The organism is Streptococcus sp. HMSC078H03 (assembly GCF_001808655.1).
Lineage (GTDB): Bacteria > Bacillota > Bacilli > Lactobacillales > Streptococcaceae > Streptococcus > Streptococcus salivarius_G.
This window is the reverse complement of sequence record NZ_KV794076.1, coordinates 50110-63406: the sequence shown is the minus strand read 5'-3', so window position 1 is coordinate 63406 and position 13297 is coordinate 50110. Positions and strand designations below refer to the sequence as shown.

Below are 13297 nucleotides of genomic sequence, written 5' to 3'. Positions count from 1 at the left end.
ACTTATTTTTTCTGGCTAGTTCTTTTCACTAAAACAATCCAAAGAATACTTGCTAGAAGAATACCTCCTAACACTATAAGGTAAGTATTTTCCTTTGTCAACAAACCTTGCCACTTGAGCTGAACGCCCATTTTTTCTTGGAACTCTCGAAGAAGGTTATCTTGACCTTTAAAGGTCTCACTTAATGTTTCTTTCATGAGTACTTGCCGATAAAGTGATGCAATATAAGTTGCTGGAGTACATTTCATTAGTAGTTGTGCAAAATCAGGTAAAACGCCCAAAGGTACATAAGTTCCTACCAAAAAACCAGAAGCTGTCCCCACTATGGTCGCAAACTTCCCCAAACTGTCTACAGATTGGAAAAAATAAACAAAAATGGCATTCACTAAACTAGAAAGCAGGCTACTAAGCAGCATGATGAGGAGCACCTCAGGTAATAGAGAAAGGGTTGGAACTTCTCTAAAATAGCCACACATCAGTACATACATTAGGACTTGCATGGCAAAAGAAATGATGATTGCACTCGCTAGATACGAAAATGGTAACCGCCATTTCCCATGATTCGATAAATAAAGATCCTGATCTACTTGATGTTCACGGTCCTTTACCAACTGAGTCAGGGCAGCCAGACTCGTCGTTGTCCCTGTCACAGCCAGCGCCCCACTCATTAACCAATTATTTAACAAAGGACCACTATTGGGTAGCTGATTCCAAGCATCTGTTAGATTTTTTTGAAGAAAAATAATATAGAGAATAAAGGAAATCAAGGCTCCCAACAAGGAGAAGAAAACTCCTGAACGATTCCTGAAGTACAATAAAAAATTTCGCTTTAGTAAAGCTAGCATTAGCGAACCTCCCTTCCTGTAAGTGCAATAAAGGCGTCATCCATGGTCCCTGGACGAAACTCAAAATGGGCTATTCTATCTCTAACTTGTGCCAGGTAATCAATAGCTTCCCTTTCACTCTCGGGTTGAAAAACATACTCCATTTGACTTTGTTGCTCTACTGACATTCCCGAAGTTTTAAGACTTTCTATCTGCTCTATCTCCTTGAAACGAATCTTCAAGATGTTTTTTGCATACTGGCTCTTAATATCTAATGCCGATCCCTGAGCAATCACTTTCCCATGGTCCACAATATAAATCTGATCAGCTTCATCTGCTTCGTCAAGATAATGCGTGGTCAGTACAACGGTCATTCCCTCTTCTCTCTGCAATTGATAGAGCAAATCCCAAATAGACTTCCGAGTTTGGATATCTAAACCTGTCGTTGGCTCATCTAAGAACAGAATATCTGGTTGTGAGAGTAGAGCACGCGCAATGTCAACCCGACGCTTTTGGCCACCTGAAAGCGTCCCGTATCTCTGCTTTTGGAAAGCTGATAGACCTAGCCGACCAATGAGATCAGACACACGATTGGGTTTCAGTTCTTTATACTGTCTGGCACGAATGGCCAGATTTTCCCTAACAGTCAGCATCTCATCCAAAACACTAGTCTGGAAGACCACACCAATTTTAGTACCGGGTTCATAGATGATTTCACCTTGCGTTGGTTGTTTCAAACCAATCACCATGGAAATTGTCGTTGATTTCCCCGCCCCATTTGGTCCTAGAATCGCATTGAAAGTCCCTCTTTTAAATTGTAATTGAATATTATCAACAACAAGGTGGTTCCCATACCGTTTGCTTATGTTTTTAGCTTGTAATATCATGTTCTCTCTCCTTTTGATAGAACCAGTCTAGCAAAAAAGCCGTTTTTTAAACGGCTTTTGGGGATAAGTGGTCAAAATGAAGAGATGAGTGGCGAGATGGAAGAGATTAACAGTATTTTTCATAAAAATCAATTCCCCCAATAAAAAAAGACAAACTGACTTTCAATTTTAATTGCCGGTAAAACAGAACAAAATCTCTCACTATAAGAACCCATCAAAAGGGGGAATGAATTACTTTTTTATATCCTTTCCATAGGATTTGTAGCATCGCTTCTTCAAATGCCTATCAAAAAAATGAATCGTAGCCAACCAAGAATCCTTGCTCTCTTTCAGCAGTAAACGCCAATCTTTTCGATAGCGATGATTGGGTTGATAAGCCACTGTCAACATGTGACCTGTTTCATGGTATTTTTTAAATGTAATGTGGTGTCCTTTATAATGTGAAACAATATCATCAATTGCTGACGAGGCATCCCATATTTCATCAACAGTACTTCCGAGCAATAAAATTGGCGAATGTAATTGACTAATGTCTATCCTAGCAGAGCAATCTTTAGGGATAGGTTTTCTAAAAAGTTTACTGAACAGATAATCTCTAAGTCGAAACTTTTGATAGGGAAGTTCTTTTTGCAAATGCGTCCAAGAAGAAGTATGAGAGTTCCATTTCCCTTCTATCCCTTCATACACCACATCAGAGGGTGAATTTAGTACCAAACATTGAATGTCATTAAAAAGGCTCTCCTCAGCTAAAACCAACTCTGCCCCCTTAGACCGTCCATAGATTCCAATTTTTTCACTATCTACTTGAGGGTGCTTACGTAGATAATCCTTCGCTTCCACAAGGCACTCTAAAGGAATACGTTCCAAATGTTTTGGTAACCCCTCTAAACCAAAGTAGGCAATTGCTAGGCAAATATAACCTCTAGAAGATAAAAGTTGAGCTATATTCTGTGCCTTTTCAATCCGTCCTTCACTACCGCTCACAATAATCAATGCTGGTGTTTTTATTGCCTTTTTATCATAAAAGAGTCTCCCTTGAAAATATCTCCCGTAAATATCTTTATGACTAATTTGCGAACTCATGTAATGTCTTGTGAAAGTTCTCTCTGCAATGATAGTATTTTCTTGCATAATTTTGATATCCACAAAAAAATGATCTAATAAGGGAATTTTAGAAAGAGAGTTTGGAAGTTTCTTTTTCCTATTGGTCAAAGGTTTGGCATTAAAGAATAACCCCATTGTTGCAATATCTTCATAAGAGCCAGAACAAGATGGAGTTTGTGAAATATCAATAATACCATTCTTATCTGATACAAAAGTCGCTGCTGATTTCCATAAAACATCATGAGCTAAAAGCATGGGAGCATTGATACAATAATAATCGGATAAATACATTTCGACTCGATATATTTCTCTTGGTTTTAAGCCATCGATGACAATATTAAAAGATTCGTCTGCTAAATCAGACTCTGAGATCAGTTCAATTTTTATATTCATATCTTCCTCTTTTTGTTAATGTGATTAACAATATAGTTTTTAAATTACCGTGATTTTTACCACGGTAATTCTTGCCATACCTTTTCAACATCATCCATCAATTTCATAACCATTTGAAGGTCCTCATCACTATAGTTTTTTAAAACTGAAAAAATGGCTGTCTCAATATGTTCTTGCTGCTCTTTATGAATGTTAAAAACGTCAACCCCTTTTTGGGATAATATCAGATATTTATTTTTTTCATTATCCGGTGCAAATTCAAAAGAAACGAGGTCTTTCTTGATTAAACGTCTAACACTCTGAGTAATGGCACTCCTAGAGACTTCAAGTAACTCAGATAATTTCACTAGATTCACAGGCTGATTGCGACCTATTAGGTCAATCAAATGGACTTCATTAATAGTGATTGATTTATCAATACTGTTCCTATGCTGAGCCTTTTTCAACTGTTCAAAAGCTAAAGCAAAGCTGTTAAAACGATTATTAAACTTATGCAGTTCTTTCTTATTCATAGTGTCCCTCTTTTTGTTAATAACATTAACAAAACTACTATTTCTTGTCAAGCTGAGCCTAAAAAAATCCTCCAGAGCTAAGCTCCAAAGGATTTATTTTTATTTTACAACAATATTAACGAGTTTATTAGGTACCGCAATCACTTTCACGATTTCCTTGCCATCAATCTCTGCTTTGACTTTTTCATTAGCAAGAGCGACTTCTTGCAACTCTTCGCGTGAAAGGTCTTTCGCAACCATGAGTTTGGCACGGACTTTACCTTTGATTTGAACGACGATTTCGATTTCGTCTTCAACCAATTTGCTTTCATCCCATGTTGGCCAAGCTACATAAGAGATAGACTCACCTGTTTCTGCGACTGTTTGCCAGAGTTCTTCTGCCAAGTGAGGCGCAAATGGGGCGATCAATTGGATAAAGCCTTTGGCGTAATCCACATAGAGTTTGTCTTCCTTGTTGGCAGCATTGACAAAGACCATGAGTTGGGCAATGGCTGTGTTGAATTTCATAGACTCGATTTGCTCTGTGACAGATTTAACGGTTTCGTTATAAACCTTGTCAAGAGCGCCATTGTTTTCCGCAATGATTTCTTTACTTGTAATCAAACGGTAAACACGGTCAAGGAATTTACGGCTTCCTTCCAGACCTTCTTCAGACCAAGCGATTGAAGCATCGAGTGGTCCCATGAACATTTCATAGACACGAAGGGTATCAGCACCGTATTGTTCCACCACATCGTCTGGGTTGACAACGTTCTTGAGGGATTTAGACATCTTAGCTGGTGCTTGCTCCAACTCTTCCCCTGTTTCCACATGGAAGAAGGAACCGTCACGTTTTTCAACCTTGTCAGTCGCCACAAGTGCACCACGGTGGTCACGGTAGCTTGTTCCCAAGATCATTCCTTGGTTAAAGAGTTTTTGGAATGGCTCTTTAGTAGGTACAACGCCAAGGTCATAGAGGAATTTGTGCCAGAAACGAGCGTAAAGCAAGTGAAGCACGGCGTGTTCTGCACCACCCACATAGATATCTACTGGCAACCATTGTTTGAGGAGATCCTCGTCAGCCAATTTCTCTGTGTTGTGTGGATCGATATAGCGGAGGTAGTACCAGCTTGAACCTGCCCATTGTGGCATGGTGTTGGTCTCACGACGACCTTTGACACCATCTTCACGCGTCACTTCAAGCCAGTCTGTCAAGTTCGCCAATGGGCTTTCACCAGTACCTGAAGGGCGGATGTCCTTGGTTACTGGCAAGACAAGTGGGAGTTCACTTTCTGGCACAGCTGTCGAAGTCCCATCTTCCCAATGAATGATTGGGATTGGTTCACCCCAGTAACGTTGACGGCTAAAGAGCCAGTCGCGGAGACGGTAGGTCACCTTTTCTTGACCAAAGCCTTTTTCTTCCAACCAAGCCACGATTTTAGTAATCGCTTCTTCTTTGTTGAGACCGTTCAAGAAGTCAGAGTTGACGTGAAGGCCATCTTCTGTGTAAGCAGCCTCTTCAACGTTCCCACCTTCCAACACTTCTACGATTGGAAGGTCAAACTGTTTTGCAAATTCCCAGTCACGCTCATCGTGGGCAGGTACGGCCATAACAGCACCTGTTCCGTAGCTGGCAAGAACATAGTCCGCAATCCAGATTGGGATTTCTTTCCCATTGACAGGGTTGACGGCATAAGCACCAGTCCAAACCCCCGTTTTTTCCTTGGCAAGGTCTGTACGAGCCAAGTCTGATTTAAGGCTGGCTTGGTGTTTGTAATCAGCTACAGCCTCAGCTTGTTCAGGTGTTGTGATGGCATCTACCAAGTCATGTTCAGGCGCCAAAACAGTGAAGGTCGCACCAAAAAGAGTATCTGGACGAGTGGTAAAGACTGTGAATTCCTTGTCTGTTCCTTTTACTTTGAAAGTTACGTTAGCACCCGTTGATTTACCAATCCAGTTGCGTTGCATGTCCTTGATAGACTCTGGCCAATCAAGATCATCCAAGTCATTGAGCAAACGCTCAGCATAGGCAGTGATTTTGAGCATCCATTGGCGCATTGGTTTGCGGACAACTGGATAGCCACCACGCTCAGATGTTCCATCTGGAAGAACTTCTTCGTTGGCGATAGCTGTTCCCAATTCTTCAACCCAGTTTACTGGCACTTCAGCTTCATAAGCCAAACCTTTTTCGTAAAGCTTAGTGAAGATCCATTGCGTCCACTTGTAGTAGTTTGGATCTGTAGTATTGACTTCACGGTCCCAGTCGTAAGAGAATCCAAGCGCATTGATTTGGCGTTTGAAGTTGGCAATGTTTTCTGCTGTGAATTCTGCTGGGTCATTCCCTGTATCCATAGCGTATTGCTCTGCAGGCAAACCAAAGGCATCCCATCCCATTGGGTGAAGGACATTGTAACCTTGCGCACGTTTGAAACGGCTAAGGATATCTGTCGCTGTGTAGCCTTCTGGGTGTCCTACGTGAAGACCCGCTCCAGATGGGTAAGGGAACATGTCGAGCGCATAAAACTTAGGTTTTGAGACATCTTTTCCTGTCTTAAAAGTGTGATTGTCAGCCCAGTATTTTTGCCACTTAGGCTCGATTTCTTTATGATTGTAAAAACTCATGGTTTCTCTCCAATATTCGTAATGCTTCTATTATAGCATTTTTGAAGGATTTTTAAAGATGATAAGGGAACTTTAAGAGGCAAATTCGCCTGAATCTATTTTGCACTTTTTTCATCCTTTTTAAGTTTTTTTGCTCTTTTATGTAACAAAAAAGCAAAAAGATGCTATACTAGTATCAGAAAGAAGGTGACTCATGTATCAGGAACAACGATTAGAGAAAATATTAACACTTTTGGAGGAGCGCGGAAACCTATCTGTCAAGGAAATGGTTGACGCATTAGGTGTTTCCAAAGACACTGTCAGAAGAGATTTCGACTGCCTCAGCCAGAGGAATCTGGCTCAGCGTACCCATGGTGGCATTCTTCCAGTTAAAAATACTACTGTTCTTGGCTTCCAGGAACGTCAGAAAGGACTCACTGAAGACAAGAAAAAAATGGCAGACCTAGCGCTTAGCTTGGTCAAAGACCAGTCTCTCCTCTTCTTCGATGTCTCTACCTTGATTCTTGAAGTTTCACAAAAATTGACTAAGAAGGTCACTGTCTACTCCCACTCTTTGGACAATGCCTTGGTCCTAAGTGGCAAAGAAGGAATCGACTTTCATCTCTTGGGAGGAAGATTTTACAGCAAAAACCGCTTCTACTATTCGCTTCACGAAGCCCAGCTCTTGCAACATCTACAATTTGACTTAGCCTTCTTCGGAGCGGCTAGTCTCAGTCAAGGAGTGGTCAGCTATGAAGATGAAGAGGACGTTGCTGTCAAACAACTAGCCATGCAAGCTGCTCGAACTAAGATACTCATTGCTGAATCTGATAAATATGAAAAGCACTCCAAATATATATTGGGCAAGATTGAAGACTTTGACTACTGGATTACAGATAAAAAACCTGATCCTGATTTGGTCGAGACTCTTAAAGATAAAGTAATGATTTTATACGATGGAAAGGATAACGATTATGAGTAATATTCGTTTGATTATCAGTGACATTGATGGCACTATTCTCACTAGTAACCACCAGGTGGATGAGCAACTGATTGAGGTAATGCCAGAGCTTGAAAAGGCAAATATTCCCTTTGTTTTAGCTTCTGCCCGTTCTCCACTAGGGATGCAACCAATTGCTCATAAACTGGGACTTCATGACAATCCCATCGCTTGCTACAACGGTGCCTTAGTACTTGAGGGGGATCGTACTATCATACAACACCCTGTGGATAAAGCTGAAATCCAAGAACTTCTTAACTACTTATCCACAGATTATCCAAGTGTCTCTGTGAATATCTACTCTGGCAAGGACTGGATCACCAACGAACTAGACAAATGGTCTCAGCTAGAAGGAAGTATTACGGGTGAATCTCCTATCATTAAGGAACTGCAAGACACGGTCTCAGACTCAGAACCACCTATCCACAAGCTTTTGTTGATTGATGAGCCTGAAGTTATTCAGGACCTCCATCAAAAACTCCTAAGCATGTATTTTACACAGACAGCATTCTACTTATCCAAAGATAACTACCTTGAAGTCACAGCCAAACATGTTTCTAAGGAACACGCTCTCATCGAGGTTGCCAAATATTACGACCTTCCTCTTGAACAAGTCATGACAATCGGAGATAACTTTAACGATAGTCCTATGCTGGCTCTAGCTGGCCTGGGAATTGCTATGGGCAATGCACCTGAAGGGGTCAAGGAAACAGCAAACTTAGTAACGACTTCAAATGATGAACATGGTGTGGCTCAAGCTATTACAGAGCATGTCCTAAACTAAGCCAATATCTAATGGTGGGAACAACCTTTAATCGCCAACTCGAATTTTAGAACAAAAGGAAAGGTGCCCTAGAGGTACCTTTCCTTTTTCAACGAAAAAAGCCTTCCTCTCTCGAAGAAGACCCAAATTTTCTAAAGATAAAGAAGGAGACCTACCAGAATTCCAATGACATAGCCTGCTAAAACATCACTAGGATAGTGAACACCACCTAGCACGCGCAAAAGAGCTAGAGCACCCGCCAGAAAAAGCATAGCCCCACCTAGCCAGGGGTTAAGCGTCAGCGCCAACATAGCAATAACAGTCGCTGAGAAAACATGCCGGCTGGGAAAGGACTTGCCTAGACTGTCCTTCTTAATAAGGGGTTGGTTAGCCCAAGTCTGGTATGGACGCGGTCGATTATAGAGACTACGACCAAGAGAAAGAAGGAAAAAGCCTCCCCCCATAATAAGCACTGTCGTAGAGAGAATAAACCAGCCACCCCTTAGCAAAACCCAAATAAGAAATATAGGAAAAAGCAGGTAAAAAGTCCTAGTTATAATTTTGTTCAAGCCTTCTAAAACCTTAGCGTAAGAACGTAAAGGAGTACTAATCCTATCGTAAAATCGTTTATAATTCATCATCCGTTAGAAAAAAGGGAGTGACACAGAACTAAATTTTAAAAATCTAGCTTCTAGCCTCTCCCTCAAGTTTAATGAGATAGTCTTTCGAGGTTGAAGTCTCTTATCCCAACCTCTTTTGTCTGTCTTAAAGTTCAGCGATTTGGTAAAGTTCAAGTTCAGCAGCTGTTTCTGAACCAAACATGTTAATCATGATTTTAACCTTGTTGTTTTCAATTTCTACAACACGGCCTTCTTGACCCATAAAGGCACCATCAATGATTTGAACCACATCACCAACCTTGATATTAGTATCAAAGACATCAACTGTTTGACCCATTGAAATCAAGATTTGACGGATTTCTTCTTCCAAAAGTGGTGTTGGTTTAGAACGGTTACCGTGAGAACCAACGAAACCAGTAACGTTCGGAGTATTACGGACAACGAACCATGCTTCGTCTGTCATTACCATCTCAACAAGAACGTAACCAGGGAAGCGGTTTTCTTCCACTTCTTTAACTTTACCGTTTTTCTCAACATTGACAGTTTGAGTTGGGATTTCAACACGCAAGATATTTTCAAGCATGTTATAAGTTTGGGCACGTTGCAAAAGGTTTTCTTTAACTTTGTTTTCGTATCCTGAATACGTTTGAAGGACGAACCAGCCCTTGTCGAATGAATCTAGCATTTTAGGATTCCTTTCTTTTTTCTAAATGACATTTAAACACCTTTGGCTAGCTATCTTCTAGATGCGAGTGTTAAATGTAAATGAATGCCTATGGTTTAATTCAAAGCGTAATAAAAAAGCCTGTTGGCCCTTGTTCTCGCTTTTATCTGCATTTATTATAACAAAAAAGAGCAGGCATTCCCACTCTTTTTGTGTTTTCTTTAGAAAAAGTTAATCAGTGCTGACATAGCGCGACTCAACAATTCATCAAACGCATAGATGATGACAGTGAAGAACGCAGTATACTCAAGAACTGAAATAAAATCATGCCAGCGTTGTTTACGGTCTGGCCAAGTCGTGTCTTTCAAGACTTTGAAAATACTTCCAGTTTGTCTCACGGTGTCTCCTATCTTGTTTCCTTATGCAAGGTGTATTTTTTACAATGTTTACAAAATTTGTTAACTTCTAGTCGTGTTGGTTTGGGAGTGTTACTCACATTAATTGAGTAGTTTCGGCTCCCGCATTCAGCACACGCTAGGCTTGCTTTTTTCTGTGCCATAACGCCTCCGTTCTTTTTATCTTACCACTTTTAGGTGCAATTGACAAGCTATCTAAACAGACCTGAGAAGGAGTCTGTAATCTTATCCCATAGGCTACTTGCCTGATCTTTAACGTCATTCACAACATCTGATGCCTTATCTGTCCATGACTTGTTACTACTATTACGTGAGTCATTTGGATCTGCCGTATAGTCTAGGGTTTGACCATCAGCTGCATAGGCATTTTCAACAGTAAACTCAGTACCTGGTGTATTTGGTAAAACATCCGCAGCGATATAGCTGAAGATCGTCGAAGCTGTTCCCGAGCTAGCTCCTGTTAGGTAGTGACTTTCGTCAGTCTTATCAAAACCAATCCAGGTCGTCATGACCACATCAGGAGTATAACCAATCACCCACTGGTCACTAGTCAAATCTTTGTTGAATTCAGCCTGAACAGTACCTGTCTTACCTGCCATTGTGTAACCCGTGTAGTTGGCATTCACAGCGGAACCATTTGAGAAGGTACCAAGCATCATGCTAGTCATCTGGTTAGCTACTGACTGGCTGATAACACGTTTAGACTTCTTACTATGGGTAGCAATGATATCACCACTAGCATTTTCAATTTTAGTGATGAAATAAGCTGTATTCATCTCACCACCATTAGCAAAGGTCGCATAAGCCTGAGCCATTTGAAGAGGACTGGCTGTCACACCACCACCAAGTGAAATTCCAAGTTCTTCCGGAACATTGTCAAAGTTAAGACCAAATTTCTGACCGTAACTAATTCCCTTTTGAATACCGATTTGATTAAAAAGGTAAACTGCCGGGATATTGTAGGAGTTGGCCAAGGCTTGATACATGGGCACATCCTCTGTCTCAATACCACCGTAGTTGGTTGGGGTATAGCCGTTGTAGTCGATTGGTTTATTAGGGAGATCCTTGTTGATACTCCATCCTGAAGCCAAGGCCGGGGCATAGACCACCAAAGGTTTGATGGTCGATCCAGGACTACGCTTCCCTTGGGTTGCATAGTTAAAGTTACGGAAGGTTGTATCACTGGTACCACCGACACGACCTACTAGACCACGGACCGCTCCAGTTGATGGATCAAGTGCCACACTAGCGGACTGAGCTGTACTACCATCACTTTCTGATGTAGGGAAGAGATAAGTATTTTCGTAGGTTTGCTGCATGTTAGCTTGTGAGTTGGCATCCATCTCTGTGTAGATTTTGTAGCCATTTTTAACGATTTCATCCTCACTCAAGCCATAAGTTTTTGTAGCTTCTTCAATGACGGCATCGAAGTAAGACGGATACTTGTAGTCATCGCCAGTCCCTTGATAGGTATCATCCAGGCGACTAGCCATATCAACTCCTGCCGCACTGTCGGCGTCTGCCTGACTCAACTTCTTGTCATCAACCATGTTGGCGAGGACAGTGTTTCTACGGTTGGTCGCATTTTTGATATTATCAATTGGGTTGTAAATTTCAGGTCCCTTAAGCATACCAGCGAGGGTCGCTGCTTCATCAACGGTTAGATTGGCAGCACTTGTCCCGAAGTATTTTTGACTAGCATCTTCAACACCCCAAACCCCATTTCCGAAGTAGGCATTATTGAGGTACATGGTAAGGATTTCTTGCTTGCTATATTTCTTGGTTAATTCCAAAGAGAGGAAGAATTCCTTGGCCTTACGAGTGACTGTCTGTTCTTGTGTCAAGAAGGCATTTTTAGCCAACTGTTGGGTAATGGTCGAACCACCACCAAAGCGTCCCATAGATACAATGGCCAAGAGGAATCGCTTGACGTTAACCCCGCTATTTTCATAGAAGGTACGGTCCTCAGTTGCTATAACAGCGTTCTCTAGGCTATCACTAATGGCATCCAGCTCCACATAGGTCCCTTTTTGCCCTGACAAAGAACCAGCTTGATTGCCTTCTTTGTCATAAATAACCGTCGTAGCTTTCAAGGCATCTTGAAGATCTGAAACATTGGTCGTCTTGGCAATATAGAAAAGATAGGAACCAACTGTCAAAACCAGCATAGCTACCAAGATAAAGAGAATTTTACCAATATGATAACGACGCCAGAAACGACGAATAGGATTTCTTGGCGAAAGTGTAAACTTGCTCAAGAACGCCTGAACCTTACCTAAAGGTTTGGTCGTATCAATAGGTTTCTTTTGCTTAGAACGTTGATAACGTGACGTCTCTTGACTTTCCTGAGACATATCTAGGTCTTCAACAGCTTGTTCAACCTCATCAGGTTTCTTAGCAAAGAGTCCCTTTATCTTATTTTGTAAATTCTTCGATTTTTCAGCAGGCTGGGAATCCTTACCCTTTCCGCTATTTTCTTCTTTAAAAAGTTTGTTTTTTAGATTATCAAAAAATGTCATAACCCCATTATACCAAGTTTTTACAGATTCTGTCCTCTTTTAAACGTTCATGATATAATGAAACCATGACTTTACACGTAGAAATTATCAATCCCCATCCTGCAACAACTGTCAAAGACTTACTAGAAACTAAGCTCCTCATTCCTCGTAAGATTCGTCATTTCCTACGTACGAAAAAGCACGTCCTCATCAATGGAGAGACTATTAATTGGCAGAGTCCTGTTGAAAAAGGTGATAAGATTAGCCTGACCTTTGATACAGAGGACTACCCTGAAAAAATTATCCCTATGGGAAATGCCAGTCTGGTTGAGCCTCTTTATGAGGATCAGCATCTCATCGTGGTCAATAAGCCTGAAGGAATGAAGACGCATGGTAATGAACCCACAGAAATTGCTCTACTTAACCATGTTTCAGCCTATTGTGGGCAAACCTGTTACGTCGTTCATCGACTAGACATGGAAACTAGTGGAGCTGTACTCTTCGCAAAAAATCCGTTTATCCTGCCAATTCTCAATAGACTCTTGGAAGATAAGAAGATTCAGCGTCAATACTGGGCTTTGGCTGAAGGTAAATTTCAGACCAAGGAGACTGTGTACAAAGACAAGATTGGACGCGACCGCCATGACCGTAGAAAACGAGTGGTTGATCCTAGAAAAGGGCAGGTTGCCTATACAACCATCACGCGCCTCAAAGCCTTCAAAGGAGCTAGTCTGGTCAACTGTCAACTAAAAACCGGCCGGACCCACCAAATTCGTGTGCATCTGGCCCACCATGGGCATGCCATTCTGGGGGACCCTCTTTATAGCCACCGCCCCGCATCTCGACTCATGCTCCACGCTCACACTCTTAGTTTCACCCATCCCTTAACACTCGACAAAATCACTGTTAAGGCCAGCTCAGACAGTTTTGAACAAGGGTTAAGAAATCACAAATAATAGAAGTAGGCTCATTCTCAAGCATAGTGCGAAAGGATTATCCTAATGATCCTCTAGTTATGACACAGTGGAAGCTTGCA

General features: G+C 41.4%; 13 protein-coding genes. 3 read left to right on the top strand and 10 right to left on the bottom strand.

Features of this window, described 5'->3' with window-relative positions:
* Positions 1–2: 2 nt before the first annotated feature.
* The 5 genes from HMPREF2607_RS01665 to leuS form a co-directional block, all read right to left on the bottom strand.
* Positions 3–845: an ABC transporter permease gene (locus HMPREF2607_RS01665; protein ID WP_037610680.1), complete on the bottom strand. Its 843-nt coding sequence runs from the start codon at positions 843–845 to the stop codon at positions 3–5.
* Positions 845–1711 (bottom strand): ABC transporter ATP-binding protein, encoded by an 867-nt coding sequence (locus HMPREF2607_RS01660; RefSeq protein ID WP_037610682.1) that lies wholly within the window; start codon positions 1709–1711, stop codon positions 845–847. The genes HMPREF2607_RS01665 and HMPREF2607_RS01660 overlap by 1 nt, the downstream gene beginning before the upstream one ends.
* A 231-nt stretch (positions 1712–1942) precedes the next feature.
* On the bottom strand, positions 1943–3208 hold the full coding sequence (locus HMPREF2607_RS10440) for an acyl-CoA thioesterase/bile acid-CoA:amino acid N-acyltransferase family protein (protein ID WP_070475502.1): 1266 nt from the start codon (positions 3206–3208) through the stop codon (positions 1943–1945).
* A gap of 56 nt (positions 3209–3264) precedes the next feature.
* Positions 3265–3720 carry a MarR family winged helix-turn-helix transcriptional regulator gene (locus HMPREF2607_RS01650; protein WP_070475500.1) on the bottom strand — a complete coding sequence of 152 codons (456 nt, stop codon included), beginning with the start codon at positions 3718–3720 and terminating at the stop codon, positions 3265–3267.
* Between the two features lie 99 nt (positions 3721–3819).
* Positions 3820–6321 (bottom strand): leucine--tRNA ligase, encoded by a 2502-nt coding sequence (gene leuS, locus HMPREF2607_RS01645; protein WP_070475499.1) that lies wholly within the window; start codon positions 6319–6321, stop codon positions 3820–3822.
* 193 nt (positions 6322–6514) lie between these two features.
* On the opposite strand from leuS, the gene HMPREF2607_RS01640 reads away from it, so the two are divergent.
* Positions 6515–7282: a DeoR/GlpR family DNA-binding transcription regulator gene (locus HMPREF2607_RS01640; protein ID WP_070475497.1), complete on the top strand. Its 768-nt coding sequence runs from the start codon at positions 6515–6517 to the stop codon at positions 7280–7282.
* Entirely contained in the window at positions 7275–8084 is an 810-nt protein-coding gene (locus HMPREF2607_RS01635; RefSeq protein ID WP_070475495.1) for a Cof-type HAD-IIB family hydrolase, read from the top strand. Before HMPREF2607_RS01640 ends, HMPREF2607_RS01635 begins: the two co-directional genes overlap by 8 nt.
* Before the next feature lie 131 nt (positions 8085–8215).
* On the opposite strand, the gene HMPREF2607_RS01630 is transcribed toward HMPREF2607_RS01635, so the two are convergent.
* From HMPREF2607_RS01630 to pbp2a, 5 genes are all read right to left on the bottom strand, one after another.
* Positions 8216–8704 (bottom strand): phosphatase PAP2 family protein, encoded by a 489-nt coding sequence (locus HMPREF2607_RS01630; RefSeq protein ID WP_037620117.1) that lies wholly within the window; start codon positions 8702–8704, stop codon positions 8216–8218.
* 124 nt (positions 8705–8828) lie between these two features.
* Complete coding sequence (gene nusG / locus HMPREF2607_RS01625) at positions 8829–9368, bottom strand: transcription termination/antitermination protein NusG (protein WP_002883644.1); 540 nt, start codon at positions 9366–9368, stop codon at positions 8829–8831.
* Between the two features lie 200 nt (positions 9369–9568).
* Entirely contained in the window at positions 9569–9745 is a 177-nt protein-coding gene (gene secE, locus HMPREF2607_RS01620) for a preprotein translocase subunit SecE (RefSeq protein WP_002883656.1), read from the bottom strand.
* 8 nt (positions 9746–9753) lie between these two features.
* Positions 9754–9906: a 50S ribosomal protein L33 gene (gene rpmG, locus HMPREF2607_RS10060; protein ID WP_081051369.1), complete on the bottom strand. Its 153-nt coding sequence runs from the start codon at positions 9904–9906 to the stop codon at positions 9754–9756.
* 48 nt (positions 9907–9954) lie between these two features.
* Positions 9955–12282: a penicillin-binding protein PBP2A gene (pbp2a, locus tag HMPREF2607_RS01615; protein ID WP_070475493.1), complete on the bottom strand. Its 2328-nt coding sequence runs from the start codon at positions 12280–12282 to the stop codon at positions 9955–9957.
* A gap of 65 nt (positions 12283–12347) precedes the next feature.
* On the opposite strand from pbp2a, the gene HMPREF2607_RS01610 reads away from it, so the two are divergent.
* The gene (locus tag HMPREF2607_RS01610; RefSeq protein WP_070475491.1) at positions 12348–13217 is read left to right on the top strand and encodes an RluA family pseudouridine synthase; all 870 of its coding nucleotides are present in this window, start codon (positions 12348–12350) and stop codon (positions 13215–13217) included.
* Positions 13218–13297 lie beyond the last annotated feature (80 nt).